Origin of the sequence: Streptomyces sp. NPDC006339 (genome assembly GCF_040612775.1) — a bacterium.
Classification (GTDB): domain Bacteria; phylum Actinomycetota; class Actinomycetes; order Streptomycetales; family Streptomycetaceae; genus Streptomyces.
In genome coordinates this window covers 39,628-54,327 of sequence record NZ_JBEXQW010000009.1, presented here as the reverse complement: position 1 = coordinate 54,327, position 14,700 = coordinate 39,628, and the positions used below count along the sequence as shown (strand labels likewise).

The window sequence follows — 14,700 nt, the reverse complement described above, 5'->3', positions numbered from 1 at the left end:
TGGGTGCGGTCGTTATGCGGTGCCGCCGGCGACCGTGAGGCCGCCGTCGACGGTGAGGACGTGGCCGGTGACCCAGGAGGAGTCCTCCGAGGCCAGGTACGCCACGGCGGAGGCGATGTCGGAGGGCACGCCCAGACGCCGCAGGGGGTAGTCCGCGGCCACCTCGGTCTCCCTGCCCTCGTACAGGGCTTCGGCGAAACGGGTCTTCACCACGGCGGGGGCCACCGCGTTGACGCGGATCTCCGGGCCGAGTTCGGCGGCCAGGGTCCGGGTCAGATGGGACACCGCCGCCTTGCTCACGCCGTAGAGGCCGATGCCGGGTGACGGGGTATCGCCGGTGACGGAGGAGAGGTTCACGACGGTGCCCCGACGTTCGGTGAAACCGAGCTTCGGGTGGGCCACGGCGTCCTGCACCCAGGCGAGGGTGGCCAGGACGTTGACCTCCAGCACCTTGCGGGCGACATCGAGGTCCAGGCCGACGACGGGGCCGTAGGCAGGGTTGATGCCCGCGTTGTTCACGAGGACGTCGAGCCCGCCGAACTCGCGCGCGACGGTGTCCAGGACCTCGCGACGGTGGTCGGGATCGTCCGCCCTGCCGGCGACGGTGATGACGCTGCCCGGGGAGAGGGAGGCCGCCGCCTCTTCGAGGGGCCCGGCCTTGCGCGCGGTCAGGCACACGCGCGCCCCTTCGGCGACGAGCCGTTCGGCGACGGCGAGACCGATGCCCCGGCTCGCCCCGGTCACGACGGCGGTGCGGCCCGAGAATCGGCCGGTGTGGTTCTTGCTCATGGATCAGTCCTTCGGGAGGCGCGCCGGCCCGGTGCCGTACGTGTCGCGGAGTTCGGCGCGCCGGATCTTGCCGCTCTGGGTCTTGGGCAGGTCGGCGAGGAAATGGATCGTGCGGGGACACTTGTAGGCGGCCAGCCGGTCGCGGGAGAAGGCGATCAGTTCCTCCGCCGTGGCGTTCAGACCCGCCTTGAGCGAGACGTAGGCGACGACGGTCTCGCCGCGGTACGCGTCCGGCTGCCCGACGACCGCGGCCTCCAGGACCGACGGATGCTCGTACAGCGCGTCCTCGACCTCGCGCGGCCAGACCTTGTACCCGGACACGTTGATCTGGTCCTTGAGCCGGTCCACCAGGTAGACCCAGCCCTCCGCGTCGATCACCGCGACATCACCGGTACGGAGCCGGCCCTCCGGCATCGCGTGGCGGGTGGCCTCGGGCTTGCCCCAGTACCCGGGAACGACCTGCGGCCCGCTCAGCTCCAGCTCACCCTGCTCACCACAGGGCACCGGACGGCCGTGCAGGTCGACGACGCGCGCGGTGAGATGCGGCAGCGGCTTGCCGACGGACAGCGTCCCGCTCGGCAGGTGCACCGGCGCCCGCTCACCCGGCGGCACGGCGATGACGGCGGACGTCGTCTCGGTCATCCCGTAGCCGTTGTGGAGGTAGACGCCGAACCGCTCCCGGAACCGCTCGACGGTCGCCGGCGGGATCGGCGCGCCCCCGGAGTACAGGGCCTTCACCGACGCGAAATGGCCCGGTCCGGCCTGCGGGAGCTGGAAGATCGCGTTGTACGCGGTGATGGAGCCGATCGTGTAGGTCACCTGGTGCTCGGCGAACGCCTCCAGGACGACCTCGGGGTGGAAGCGGCCCGCCAGGACGAGCGTGGTGTCGGTGAGCAGGGAGATCGTCGCGTTGACCACCGCGCCGGTGATGTGGAACAGCGGGGCCATGGCGAACACGACGTCCCCGTCACCCACACCCATCCACGACGCGCAGGTTCCCACCACGCTCAGGACGTTGCCGTGGGTGTTCATGGCACCCTTCGGCGGCCCCGTCGTCCCCGAGGTGTACGTCAGGAACGCGACGTCGTCGCGGGTCGGCTCCACGGGCGAGGGGCCGCGGCCCTCGAACTCGCCGATCAAGGCCACCAGATCGCCGTCCGGCGCGGGGGCCAGGCGTTCCGTCGTCGCGAAGACCCGTGGGTCGTTCTTCGACTGGTAGTCCAGCGCCGACGTGCTGATCAGCCACCGCACCGAACTCCCCGCCAGCGTGCCGAGCGTCTCGTGGACGTCCTCGTCCGCGCAGACGACGCCGACGGCCCCGGAGTCGTCGACGATCCGGCGGAGCTCCTGGCGCCGGTACATCGGATTGAGTCCCAGCGCCGTGGCCCCCAGCTTCCACAGGGCCAGCAGCACCAGCGCGTACTGCGGGACGTTCTGCAGGTACACCCCGACGCGGTCGCCCCGGCCGGTCCCGCGGGCCTCGAACGCGGCGGCCAGGGCGTCCGACGCCGCGTCCACCTCCCGCGCGGACAGAGCGCCGTCGAAGAAGCGGAGCGCGACGCCCTCCGGGTTCTTCGCCACGCGTGCCTTCCAGGCGGCCACGAGCGAGCCGGGGCCTGCGGCCGGCCCCGTACCGGACCCGTCGGGAAACGAGTCCCGCCGCCGACCCTCATCCACTGTCATCTGCCGTCCTTCCCACCCATGTCCATGCCTGGGCGCGCCGGTCACGTGAGCTCGCGCTTGAGGATCTTTCCGGTGGAGGTCATCGGCAGGGTCTGCACGACCTCCACGATGCGCGGGTACTTGTAGGCGGCCATCTGCTCCTTGCCCCAGGCGACCAGCTCGTCGGGGCGGGCCTCGGCGCCGCGCTCGAGGATGACGAACGCCTTGATCTCCTCGCCGTGGCTCTCGTGCGGCACGCCGACGACCGCGGCCAGGCTGATCGCCGGGTGCGTCATCAGGACCTCCTCGATCTCGCGCGGGTACACGTTGAAGCCACCGCGGATGATCAGGTCCTTCGCCCGGTCGACGATGTAGTAGAAGCCGTCCTTGTCCCTGCGGGCCAGGTCGCCGGTGCGGAACCAACCGTCCCGGATCGCTTCCGCGGTGGCCTCCGGGCGGCCGTGGTAGCCCTTCATCACGTTGTGGCCCCTGACCGCGATTTCCCCGATGGCGCTGCCCGTGCCGTCGTCCTCGACCTCCGACCAGTCCGCGTCGACGAGCTTGACCTCGACGCCCCAGATCGGCACGCCGATCGACCCGGGCCGGGGATCCCGCGCCGGATCGCTGAAGGTCACCACCGGCGAGGTCTCGGAGAGGCCGTAGCCCTCCAGGACCTGGACGCCCAGTCGCTCCCTGACCTGCTTGATGAGTTCCGCGGGGAGCGCGGCGCCGCCGGAGACTCCGACGCGCAGGTTCCTCGCGATCCTCTCGACGTCGACGTCCTCGGTGAGCGCCTGCAACAGGCCCCACCACATGGTGGGGACACCCGCGAAGACGGTGATGTCCTCCCGCTGCATCAGGGACACCGCCTGCCGGGCGTCGAACCGCGGCAGCAGCACCAGCGTGCTCGCCGTCGAGAAGCCGGCGTTCATCTGGACGGTCGCGCCGAAGGAGTGGAACAGCGGCAGCACGACCAGATGGGTGTCCAGCGCCGGCCGGTTCTCCAAGAGCTGGTTGACCGCGAGGGCGTTGAGCACCAGGTTGGCGTGGCTGAGTTCGGCGCCCTTCGCCTGCCCCGTCGTACCGCTCGTGTAGAGCAGCACGGCCGGGTCGTCCCCCGACGTCCCGATGCTGTCGAACGTCGCCGCGGTGCCCCGCAGTGCGGCGCCCATGGTCTCGACGCCCTTGATCGGGCTGTCCGCCGAGGGGTCGGCGGTGATGAGGAAGAAGTGCTCGCAGGCAGGTGTCTCGCTGAACCCGGCGTGCCCCTCCGCTCCCATCGGCAGGCCCTCGCCGCCCTCGAAGCAGAAGTACGCCTTCGCCCCCGAGTCGGCGAGGTGGTAGGCGACCTCCCGGCCCTTGAGCAGGACGTTGAGGGGGACGACGACGGCGCCGGCCTTGAGGATCCCGTAGTAGACGATCGGGAACCAGGGCACGTTCGGACAACTGAGCGCGACCTTGTCGCCGGGCCAGACGCCGCGGTCGACCAAGAGGTTGGCGACCTGATTGGCGGCGGCGTCGATCTGGGCGTAGGTGAGACGCGTCGTACCGAGGACGACCGCGTCCCGGTTCGGGTGCGTGCGGGCGGAGTCCTCGAGCAGGACCGAGAGGTTCAGCATGGTGCCATTTCCGGAAAGGTGGACCGGGCCAGGCCGCGGCGGAACAGAACACGCGGCCTGGCTCGGAGCGGGTGGGGGTAACGCGTGACTCGATGCGGGTGTCACAACTTCCGCAGGAGCAGGTCGAGGGCCTCGGCCGTCGCCTCGACGTCGGCGGTGGTGTGCGCCGTGCTGAGGAAGACCTTGCCGGACGGCATGAACAGGAAGCCCTGCCGCAGCATCCCTTCGAGGATCATGGTCCAGAGCCCGCCGGTTCCGTGCAGCCCGGTGGCCCCGCCGGCAGGGACGTACTGGAGCAGCGAGCCGATCCGGTTGAAACGGCCGAGGTCGGGAAACGAGCCGAGGACCCCGCCGACGAGGGCTTCGAACTCGGACGAGGTCTCTTCGAGTTGCTCGTAGACCGTGGGATCGGCCAGGACGCGCATCGTCGCCGTGACGGCCGCCAGTGCGATCGGGTTGGCGTTGAAGGTTCCGGCGTGCACGACACCGGACGTCACCTGGTCGATCAGATCGGACCGGCCTACGACGGCGCTCTGGGTGAAGCCGCCGGCCATCGCCTTCCCGAAGACGGACAGGTCGGGAAGGACGCCGTACTTCTCGGCCGCCCCGCCCCGGGCGATTCGGAACCCGGCGATCACCTCGTCGAAGAGGAGGACGACGCCGTGCCGGTCGCAGAGGGTCCGCAGGGTCGACAGGAACCGCGGTGAGGGTGCTTCGACGCCGGCGTTGCTCATCACCGGGTCGACGAGCACGGCCGCGATGTCGCGCTCGACGGCCTCGCCCAGCAGACGCTCGGCCAGCCGTACGTCGTTGAAGCGCGCCACGACCAGGTCGTCGAGGACGCTGGCCGACTGTCCCGCCCCACCAGGCGTGGCGGGGCGATCGCAGTCGTCCTCGGACATCCCGGCGTACACGGTGTCGTGCCAGCCGTGGTAGCTCTTGGCGAACTTGAGGACGCGGCGCCGCCCCGTGGCGGCGCGCGCGAGGCGCAGCGCCACCTGCACCGCCTCGGTCCCCGTGTTGCTCCACAGCAGCCGCTCGCCGTGCGGCACGGCTTCGAGGACCGCTTCCGCCGCGAGGTACTCCAGCGGGTGGCCGGTGCCGACGACCTGCATCTTCGTCGCGACCTCGGACACCGCTGACAGCACGCGCGGGTCACCGTGACCGAGGACGAGCGGCCCCCAGGCCATCACGTAGTCGACGTACCGGTCGCCGTCCAGGTCCCAGACGTGCGCGCCCCGCGCCTCGCGCACGAAGAGCGGATGGGGTGGCATCGCGGCGCGCAGGCCCGACCCCACACCCCCGCCGACGCTGCGGCGGGCTCGCTCGAAGGCCGAGCGTGATGATTCCAGGGCCATGAGATCGCCCCTGCCTTTCAGTACGTGATCACCGAGCGGATGCCGATGCCGCGCTTCATCTGGTCGAACGCCTCGTTGACGTCCTGCAGACCGATCACACTCGTCACCAGGGAGTCGAGATCGATGCGGTCGTTCATGTAGTGGTCGATCAGCAGCGGGAAGTCGGAAGCGGGCTTGCTGGAGCCGTAGTTCGAGCCGATGAGCGAGAGCTCCTGATCGGACATGACGAAGGGGTCGATGGAGACCTTCAGGCCGTCCGCCACCTGCCCGGCGACCACCGCCGTGCCGCCCCGGGCCAGGACCTCGTAGGCCGCCTCGATGGTGCGGGGCAGCCCGATGGCCTCGATGGCGATCTCCACACCGCGTCCGTCGGTGAGCTGCCGCACCCGGTCCGCGAAGTCCTCGCGGCCGTTGTTGATCAGGTCGGTCGCGCCGAAGACGCGCGCCTGCTCCAGCTTCTCGTCGGAGATGTCCGCGGCGATGATCTTCCGCGCGCCGGCGAGCCGGGCACCCTGGATCGCGTTCAGGCCGACGCCGCCGCAGCCGAGGACCAGCACGGTGTCGCTCGGCCGCACGTTGGCGGTGTTGACGGCCGCGCCGACACCGGTCGTGACGGCGCATCCGACCAGGGCCGCCTGCGGGAACGGGGCGTCGTCCCGGACGGCGATCGCACCCGACTCGGGCACGAGGGCGTACTCGCCGAACGTTCCGAGGCCCGCGAAGCTGAGCACGTCGCCCCCGTCGGCGGACGTGATCCGGGGCCGGCCGTCGAACGACAGGTGGTTCGCCGAGTGCTCGCTCACCATGTCGCAGAGGACGGGCCTGCCGCTGATGCAGTAGCGGCAGCGGCGACACGAGGGCGTCCAGGACAGTACGACGTGGTCGCCCTTCTTGAGCGTCGTGACGCCTTCTCCGACGCTCTCGACGATCCCGGCTCCCTCATGGCCGAGGATCATCGGCGTAGGAACCTCCCATTCGCCCAGGAGGACGTGGAGGTCGCTGTGGCACACCCCGCTCGCCCGGAGCCGCACGAGCACCTCGCCGGGCGGAGGCGTCGAGGGGATCGTCACCCGCTCGATGGTCAGCGGTTCGTTCGGCGTCCTGAAGACGGCGGCGTCGAACTCGATCGTCATGGAGGTCTTCCTTCCGTGTGGTGGGGCGGTCACGTCCGAGCGGTGCGGATGAGCTTCTTGTTGGCGAACTCGTCGATGCCCGCCCGTCCCAGCTCGCGGCCGAAGCCGGACAACTTGACGCCACCGAAGGGAAGTTCCGCGCCTTCGAGGCCGACGCCGTTGATGAAGACCATGCCGGCGTCGATCCTGTCGGCGACGCGCAGCGCCTGCTCGGCGTCCGTCGTGAACACGTAGGAGCCAAGCCCGTACGGGGTGTCGTTGGCCAGCTCGACGGCCTCGTCCTCGGAGGCGACCCGGTAGACGGTCGCGACGGGACCGAAGAGCTCCTCGGCGGCCGACGGCGACGCCGGGGAGAGGCCCGTCAGCACGCCGGGCGGGAAGTACGCCCCCTCGCGCTGCCGTGCGGAGACGAAGGTCGCCCCCTCGTCGACGGCTCGCCCGACCTGTTCCTCGACGTACTCGGCGGCGGCGACCGAGGAGAGCGGCGCCAGTCCGTCGGTCAGCGCGAGCACCTTCTCGGTGAACCTGTCGAGGAAGGCGTCGTAGAGGTCCTCGGCGACGATGAAGCGCTTCCCGGCGTTGCACGCCTGCCCGGCGTTCTCGAACCGCGCCTCGACCGCCGCCTGGACCGTGGCGTCGAGGTCGTCGGTCGACAGCACGATGAACGGGTCCGAGCCGCCCAGTTCGAGCACCACCTTCTTGAGGCTGCGCCCGGCCTGCTCGGCGACCTCCGCGCCGGCCCGCTCCGAACCGGTGAAGGAGACGCCCTGCACGCGGGGGTCCGCGATGGCGCGACCGACCTGCTCGCGGGTGGCGTGGACGTTGACGTAAGCGCCCTGGGGGAAGCCCGCGTCCGTGAACAGTTGCTGGAGAGCCGCGGACGACTCCGGACACTGCGACGCGTGCTTGAGCACGATGGTGTTGCCCAGGGCGAGGTTGGGCGCGGCGAACCGGGCCACCTGGTAGTACGGGTAGTTCCAGGGCATGATCCCGAGCAGCACGCCGACCGGCTGGCGGCGGATGAAGGCGGTGCCCTCTCCCTCCAGGAGCTCGATCGGCTCGTCGGTGAGGAACTTCTCCGCGTTCTCGGCGTAGTACCGGTAGATCGAGGCGCTGAACTCGACCTCCCCGACGGCCTCGTCCACCGGCTTGCCCATCTCCCGGTGGATGATCTCGGCGAGCTGCCGGCTGCGCTCGCTGTGCAGGGTGGCGACGGCGTTCAACAGTTGGGCGCGCTGTTCCACGGAGGTCTGCCTCGACCAGTGCGCGTAGGCGTTCGCCGCCGCGTCGAGCGCCCCGTCGACGACCTCGTCCGTCGCGGTGGGGTACTCCTTGACCAGCTTGCCGCTGGCGGGATCCACCACCGCGTACACGTGCCGCTTCACCATGCTGACTCCTTCGTCGTGATTCGGGTTCATGCGGGGGCCCCGGCCGTGCGGGCCGGGTACGGGTCCAGAGCCGCGTCGCGGTCGTGCAGCGCGCGGTAGGCGCGGAAGTAGACGAATCCCTGGGTGCCCCAGGTCGCCAGCGCGGCCGTGTAGAAGATCGTGCGGTTCGCGTCGTCGAACGGCAGGGGGAAGAAGTCGTACGTGATCGCGATGGTGGTCCCGGCGGCCGTGACCAGTCCGGTCCAGACCGCCGGCCACCTCGCGCCCGCGCTCCAGAGCCGTTTGACGAAGTAGCAGAGGAACGCGGCCGTGAGCAGGTTGACGACGACGTAGAACACGGAGACCCAGAACGCACCACGGTCGGTGTCGAGATCCGCGCCGTGGAAGGGGCGGAGGAACAGGGCGGCCACGATCGCGGCCCCGAACACGGCGACGTCGACGCCGCGGCTCGGCTTGTAGCGATGGGTGACCTTCATCAGGCCCAGGACCAGGATGAGCGTGATGCCGACCGACCTGGAGAACGCGTCGAAGAAGTACGCCAGGTCGTACAGGACGCTGTCGCTCTTGGCCCCGAGCAGCGACCAGAGCAGGAAGTTGGTGCCCGACGTGGCGACGACCATCCATTCGAGGCCCAGGAGGTAGTTGCCGTAGCGGCGGATGAATTTCCAGCCGTAGAAGTAACCGGCGAAGATCATCCACAGGTCGGCCAGCAGGAACAGCGTCTCCTTCATCGGGACGCCCCCTCTCGGACGTCGCGGGTCAGCAGGGTGAGGACGCTCTCGGCGGTGCGCTGGCCCGTCAGAACCGCGCCGTTCATGGTTCCGGCCCATTCGCCGGCGGTTTCGGAGCCCGCCCAGTGGACGCGCCCGTGGGGTTCGCTCAGCGCCTTGCCGAAGCTCGTGGTCGCGTAAGGAGCGACGGCGGGGTTGGGGCCGCCCGGGGCGAAGGGCTCCGCTCCCCAGCAGTGGTCCACGTAGTCGATCGGGGCGAGCGCCTGCGGGCCGTAGAGGTCGGCGAGCTGCCGGACCACCCGGTCGCGCCGTGTCTCGGGGCTGAAGCCGTCGAAGACGCGCGGATCGCAGAAGGCCATCAGGACGCCCGGTCCGCCGGGGGCGGGGGACACGTCGAAGGTGATGAACACGGTCCCGGTGTCGGTCACCGCCTCACCGGAACAGCCCTCCGCCCTCCAGAACGGCCTCTCGTAGGCCACGAACGCCTTGCTCAGCACGCCCATGCGCCAGGTCCGCGTGAGCCCTTCGCCCTGCTCGGACAGAGCGGGCTCGAAGGCGATGGCGGCGCGGTGCGCCGGCGAGGCGGTGACGATGGCGTACCGGGCGCGGATCTCGCCGGAGTCGGTGCGGACGGTGACGCCGTCGTCGTCCTGCGTGATGCGGCGCACCGGTGTCTCCAAGCGCACGCGGTCACCGAGCCGCTCCGCCACCCGCTTGGCGATCTCCTGGGTGGTCTCGACGATCCGGTCCTGCTGCTGACCGCCCTCGACGTCCAGCATGTGATCGAGCCCGCCCGCCGAACGGATGTAGCGCAGTGCGTGCAGCAGGGAGACGTCTCCCGGCGTGCAACCCCACTGCACCTTGCTGATCACGGTCATCAGCGCGCGGGTGCCGGGCAGCGCGTTCTTCCGGTCGAGCCACTCGCCGAACGAGACGGCGTCGAGCCGGCCGGCCCCCGGCGTCTCCCACGCCGCGTCCACGTCGACGGTCGCGACCAGCTTGTTCACCGCCGCCTGCATGCGCGCCATGTCCACCAGGGCCGCGGGGGAGACCTTGGGAATGGTCCCGCTGTAGGTACGGCGCCGGCCCGCCATCCACAGCACGTTGCGCCCCTGGGCGAACTGGTCGGTGGTGGTGCACCCCACCCGGCTCGCGAGGTCCCGGACGGCCGTGTGGCGCCGGGCCACCCACGTCGCTCCGAGGTCGACCTTCACACCGGCCACCTCGCCGGAGAGCGAGCGGCCTCCGACCCGGTCGCGGCCTTCCACGACCAGGACGGACCGCCCCGTGCTCACCAGTCGCTCCGCCGCGCTCAGACCGGCGAAACCGGCACCGACGACCACGACGTCGACCGTGGTGCTCCCGGAGCGGGGCTCACGAGATCCGGACATGGCTGCCTCCTTCACCCACGCGGTTCGCGTGCTGGGCGATGTAGGTCGTGATGGGGCCGACGAGGGACTCGGGGAGGTGATGGCCCATGCCGGGAATGACCACGTGCTGGGCCGAGCGGATCGCCTGTGCCGTCGCGGCGCCGCCGTTCGGATGCACCAGCAGGTCCCGGTCGCCGTGGATGACCAGCGTCGGGGCCGTGATCCGGCTCAACTGGGCCGTCCGGTCCCCGGAGCGCTGGATGGCCTGGATCTGGCGCGCTGTGCCGGACGCCGGGTCGCCGGCGCTGCGGTCCCAGCCGCGCGCCGCGATGGCCGCCTCGGCCGCGTCGTCGATGGGATGTTCCGTTCCCGCGATGTGCCGGGTGAGCCTCAGGTGGGCGCGGACCGCCGCGGTCCTGTTCCTCGCCGGCGGGGCGGCGAGGAGCCGGATCGTCGACAGGGCCGGCTGACCGACCTTGCGCGCCCCGGTCGTGGAGTAGAGGGAGGCCAGCGACAGGACCCGCTCGGGCGCCGTGGCCGCGATCGTCTGCGCGATCATCCCTCCCATCGACCGCCCGACCAGGTGCACCCGCGCGATCCCGAGATGGTCGAGTACGCCGACGGCGTCCTGGCCCATGTCGGCCAGCGTGTACGCGTCGCCGCGCGGACGCGCGGCGATCTGACGCCAGAGCCCGGGAGGGGGCGAGGCGACGAACGTCGACTGGCCGACGTCACGGTTGTCGATCGCGACGACCCGGAAACCGTGGGCGACGAGGGAGCCGACGAACGAGTCGGTCCAGAAGGTGAGGTCTTCGCCCAGTCCCGCGATGAGCAGCATCGCGGGGGCGTCCTTGTCGCCGTGGTCCCGGAAGCAGATCGTCACCCCGGACGGCAGGGTCGCGTACCGGTCGCCGCCCCCGGCGGCGCTCGTCTCAGACACGGGTGCCTCGCCTCCCGCCGGGAACCGGCGCGGCCGCCCGGCGGGCGCCGAACCGGAGGTTCTCGTCGGCCACCGGGCCGCGCAGCGCCCTGGCGTCCTCGGGGTAGGACATCGCCATCCGCCAGGGCTTCTCGGGGCCCTGCTTGGGCAGGAACTTCTCGCCGCGCTTGGCGTATCCGGCCTGGAGGTCCATGACGGGCCTGCGGTTCGTTCCCGGCGGTGCGACCGGAACCACCGTGTCGTATCCGCGGGCGTCCATGTGCCTGACCAGGTCGATGAAGTAACGGCACATCAGGCTCACCTTGAGCGTCCAGGACGAGGTGGTGTAGCCGATCGCCATCGCCCAGTTCGGCATCCCGCTCAGCAGCATGCCGCGGTAACAGAGCGCGTCCGCGATGTCGACCTGGTGCCCGTCGACCACGATGGGCATGCCGTCGAAGAGCCGAAGGTTCAGCCCCGTCGCGGTGACGATGATGTCGGCTTCCAGCTCCTCACCCGACGCCAGGACGATGCCGCGCTTGCTGAACCTCGCCACCGCGTCGGTGACGACGGAGGCCCTTCCTTCCTTGATCGCGTCGAAGAAGTCGCCGTTCGGCGCCACGCACACCCGCTGGTCCCACGGGTCGTACGGCGGGTTGAAGTGCTTGTCGACGTCGAACCCCTTGGGAAGGCGCTTGACGTTCTCGCGCCGGATGAAGGCCCGTCCTGCCTTGGGGAAGGTCCGCAGGCCCTTCACGACGGCGTGTTCGGTCCAGATGTTCTTGAACCGCGTCACGGCATACCCGCGCTCTTCCCCGAGCAGCTTCGTGAGTGCCAGGGCGACCTTGTCGACGCGGGGGAGCGCCATGACGTAGGTGGGGGTGCGCTGCAGCATCGTCACGTGCCGGGCGGCGCCCGCCCCGGTGGTCATGGCCGGCACCAGAGTGATCGCGGTCGCGCCGCTGCCGATGACGACGACCTTCTTATCGCTGTAGTCGAGGCCCTCGGGCCAGTGCTGCGGATGGACGATCTGGCCCTCGAAGTCCTCCCGTCCCTGGAACTCCGGGGAGAACCCCTCGTCGTACCGGTAGTAGCCGGTGGCGGCGAAGACCCATCCCGCGTGGATCGTCCTGGTCCGGGTCGCTCCCGTCGCGGGGTCCGAGGTCTGGACGGTGAGGGTCCACCGTGAGTCCGCCGTGGACCACTCCGCGCGGACGACCCGGTGGCCGAGCCTGAGGAAGCGCTCCAGGCCGTTCTCCTCGACGGTCTCGTGGAGGTACTCCTTGATGAGGGGGGCGTCGGCGATCGCGGCTTCGTGGCGCCAGGGCTTGAACGCGTATCCGAACGTGTGGAGGTCGGAGTCCGAGCGGATGCCGGGATAGCGGAACAGGTCCCACGTGCCTCCGATGTCGTCGCGCGCTTCCAGTACGGCGAGCGACTTGTCGGGCAGCTCCCGGCTGAAATAGGTGGCCGCGCCGATCCCGGAGATCCCGGCTCCGATGATCACCACGTCGAATTCCTCGACGGCGTCCAACACCTCGGCTGTCATGGCGTTTCCTCGCTGTTCCTGTGGCGGTTGCCTCACTGTCGCCAGCGAGGACCGCCTGCGAGAACGACAGCGGGCACCTCCTTCGCCAGGGCTCGGTGCACGATGCACAGGCGGACCGGGCCGCTGCGCTCGTACGGTGTCCGACGTTCGGGCGGAGGCCCCGGTGGAGCCAGGGGCCCGGCCCTTCCGGGAGGGCGGCCGGAGACGGCCGTCCAGCGGCTTCTTGCTGCCGCGGCCATTGCGGGAGCAAGACCGAGGGGGGTAGAGGTTTGCTCCCGCTGTTTAGTGGTACTAAACAGCGGGGTCGAGGTCGTGTGCAGAGGTCGAACCCGTTGTCGTCACGGCCTCCCCGCGTAGCGGGGCCCACGGGCGTATCGAGCCGCAGAGGGACCGCCGCCGTCACTCCCGCGATCGCGGCCGAGCGGCAACGGCCGACGCCCCGGACGCTGTGGGGCCACGTCTTCTCGGGCGGCAGGAGCCACCTCCTGCCGCTCCGGCCCAGCCACCGCGAGGGATCCGCACCCGTTCGTTCGCGCAGGCGTACCGCTCCACGCACTCCCTTCACCCACCCATGACGAGCCGGAACCGGCCCGTGAGCCGAAAGGTGATCGCGATGACCGACCTCTCCAAGACAGGGCACGCCGAAGCACCCGGCGGTGAAGCGGGATCGGGCAACCCGCTCCACCGTGGGCTCGGCGTGTCGCAGATCGTGTTCATGGTCGTCGCCGCGGCGGCACCGCTCGGCCTCGTGGCCGGCGGGGTGCCGCTCGCCTTCGCCATGAGCGGCAGCCCGGGGATGCCGCTGTACTTCGCGCTGTCCACCGTGCTGCTGCTGGTCTTCGCGGTCGGCTTCACGCTGATGGCCGGACGGGTACGCGACGCGGGGGCCTTCTACGCCTACGTCCAGGCGGGGCTGGGCCGGATCCCCGGTCTCTCGGCAGCGACCCTCGCGCTCTTCTCCTACACGCTGCTTCTCGTCGGGGTGAACGCCTACGTCGGGGTCGCGACGAGCAACGTCATCGAGCGGTACGCCGACGTCGGCTCCCCGTGGTGGGCCTGGGCGCTCGTCTCGCTCGCTGCCATCGCCTTCCTCGGCTACCGCGACATCGAACTGAGCGCCAAGGTGCTCGGTGCCGTGCTGGTGCTGGAATCCCTGCTGCTCCTGGTCCTGGACCTCGGCATCGTGGGCCACGGCGGCGCCCACGGCCTGACGGCCGAGCCGGTGTCGCCTTCGATCGTGGGCACCGGCTCCCTGGGCCTCGGCGTCATGTTCGCCCTCTTCGGGTTCATCGGCTTCGAGGCGACGGCCGTGTTCCGCCACGAGGCGAAGGACCCCGACGTCACGGTCCCGCGGGCGACATACGTCGCGATCCTGGTGATCGGAGCCTTCTACTCGTTCACCGTGTGGGCGATCGTGGTGGGGGCCGGCGTCGACTCGGTGGTCGGAGCCGCGCAGGCCGACCCCGAGGGCCTGGTCCTCACGCTGACGCGGAGCTACGTGGGGTCCGTCTGGGCCGACGCCATGCAACTCCTGCTGATCACAAGCCAGTTCGCTTGCGTACTGGCCTTCCACAACGTCGTGACGCGCTACCAGTTCGCGCTGTCCCGGGCCGGCGCGCTTCCGGCGTCGCTGAGCGTCGTCCACCCCCGGCACCGCGCACCGTCGGCGTCCTCGACCGTCGCCTCGGCGGTCGCGTTCGTCACCACGCTCGTCGTCGCCTCGCTCGGCCTCGACCCGATCGGGGACCTCTACGCCTGGTTCTCCGGCGCCGCCACGCTCGGCATCGTCCTGCTGATGGCGGCCACCAGCCTCGCCGTCATCGGCTTCTTCCGGCGCGCCGACGGGCGGCAGCCGGTGTGGCGGACGGTCGTGGCCCCGGCCGTCGCCTTCCTCGGCCTGGCCTGCGTGGTCTGCATGATGGTCGCCAACTTCCCGCTTCTTGTCGGCACCACCACGGGTGCCTGGGTGATCGGCGGCCTCGTCGCCCTCTCGGCCGTGGCCGGCGCGGTGCAGGCCCTCGTCCTGCGCGCGCGCCGACCGGCTGTCTACGAGCGCCTCTGAGCGACGTGCCGGTCAGCTCATGAGCCGCAAGGGCGCGGCCGGTCTGTGCACCGTGCACCGCCCCCCGAGGAAGCCGGTGCCCAGTGTCGTTCTCACCACGGCCGTGGCCTGTGACAGTGG

Annotated in this window: 11 protein-coding genes; 1 reads left to right on the top strand and 10 read right to left on the bottom strand. The window is 70.6% G+C overall.

What is annotated here, in order from left to right:
* Positions 1-12 precede the first annotated feature (12 nt).
* The 10 genes from ABZ135_RS09580 to ABZ135_RS09535 all read right to left on the bottom strand — a co-directional run bounded on the left by ABZ135_RS09580 (position 13) and on the right by ABZ135_RS09535 (position 12,518).
* Positions 13-789: an SDR family oxidoreductase gene (locus ABZ135_RS09580; RefSeq protein WP_356693575.1), complete on the bottom strand. Its 777-nt coding sequence runs from the start codon at positions 787-789 to the stop codon at positions 13-15.
* Between the two features lie 3 nt (positions 790-792).
* Entirely contained in the window at positions 793-2,472 is a 1,680-nt protein-coding gene (locus ABZ135_RS09575; RefSeq protein WP_356693573.1) for an AMP-binding protein, read from the bottom strand.
* A 41-nt stretch (positions 2,473-2,513) separates the two neighbouring features.
* A complete protein-coding gene (locus ABZ135_RS09570; RefSeq protein WP_356693571.1) occupies positions 2,514-4,070 on the bottom strand; it encodes a long-chain fatty acid--CoA ligase in 1,557 nt (518 codons plus the stop codon).
* Between the two features lie 101 nt (positions 4,071-4,171).
* Entirely contained in the window at positions 4,172-5,428 is a 1,257-nt protein-coding gene (locus ABZ135_RS09565) for an aminotransferase class III-fold pyridoxal phosphate-dependent enzyme (protein WP_356693569.1), read from the bottom strand.
* Positions 5,429-5,445: 17 nt separating this feature from the next.
* Positions 5,446-6,561: a Zn-dependent alcohol dehydrogenase gene (locus ABZ135_RS09560; protein WP_356693567.1), complete on the bottom strand. Its 1,116-nt coding sequence runs from the start codon at positions 6,559-6,561 to the stop codon at positions 5,446-5,448.
* A 29-nt stretch (positions 6,562-6,590) separates the two neighbouring features.
* Positions 6,591-7,949, bottom strand: a complete 1,359-nt coding sequence (locus ABZ135_RS09555; protein ID WP_356693565.1) for an NAD-dependent succinate-semialdehyde dehydrogenase — start codon at positions 7,947-7,949, stop codon at positions 6,591-6,593.
* A 26-nt stretch (positions 7,950-7,975) separates the two neighbouring features.
* Positions 7,976-8,680 carry a transporter gene (locus ABZ135_RS09550; protein WP_356693563.1) on the bottom strand — a complete coding sequence of 235 codons (705 nt, stop codon included), beginning with the start codon at positions 8,678-8,680 and terminating at the stop codon, positions 7,976-7,978.
* Positions 8,677-10,071, bottom strand: coding sequence for a flavin monoamine oxidase family protein (locus tag ABZ135_RS09545; protein WP_356693561.1), 1,395 nt, complete (start codon positions 10,069-10,071; stop codon positions 8,677-8,679). Before ABZ135_RS09545 ends, ABZ135_RS09550 begins: the two co-directional genes overlap by 4 nt.
* Positions 10,055-10,990, bottom strand: coding sequence for an alpha/beta fold hydrolase (locus tag ABZ135_RS09540; RefSeq protein WP_356693559.1), 936 nt, complete (start codon positions 10,988-10,990; stop codon positions 10,055-10,057). Before ABZ135_RS09540 ends, ABZ135_RS09545 begins: the two co-directional genes overlap by 17 nt.
* Positions 10,983-12,518, bottom strand: coding sequence for an NAD(P)/FAD-dependent oxidoreductase (locus tag ABZ135_RS09535; protein WP_356693557.1), 1,536 nt, complete (start codon positions 12,516-12,518; stop codon positions 10,983-10,985). The genes ABZ135_RS09540 and ABZ135_RS09535 overlap by 8 nt, the downstream gene beginning before the upstream one ends.
* Before the next feature lie 613 nt (positions 12,519-13,131).
* Between ABZ135_RS09535 and ABZ135_RS09530 the strand changes: the two genes are divergently transcribed.
* A complete protein-coding gene (locus tag ABZ135_RS09530) occupies positions 13,132-14,580 on the top strand; it encodes an APC family permease (protein ID WP_356693555.1) in 1,449 nt (482 codons plus the stop codon).
* Positions 14,581-14,700 lie beyond the last annotated feature (120 nt).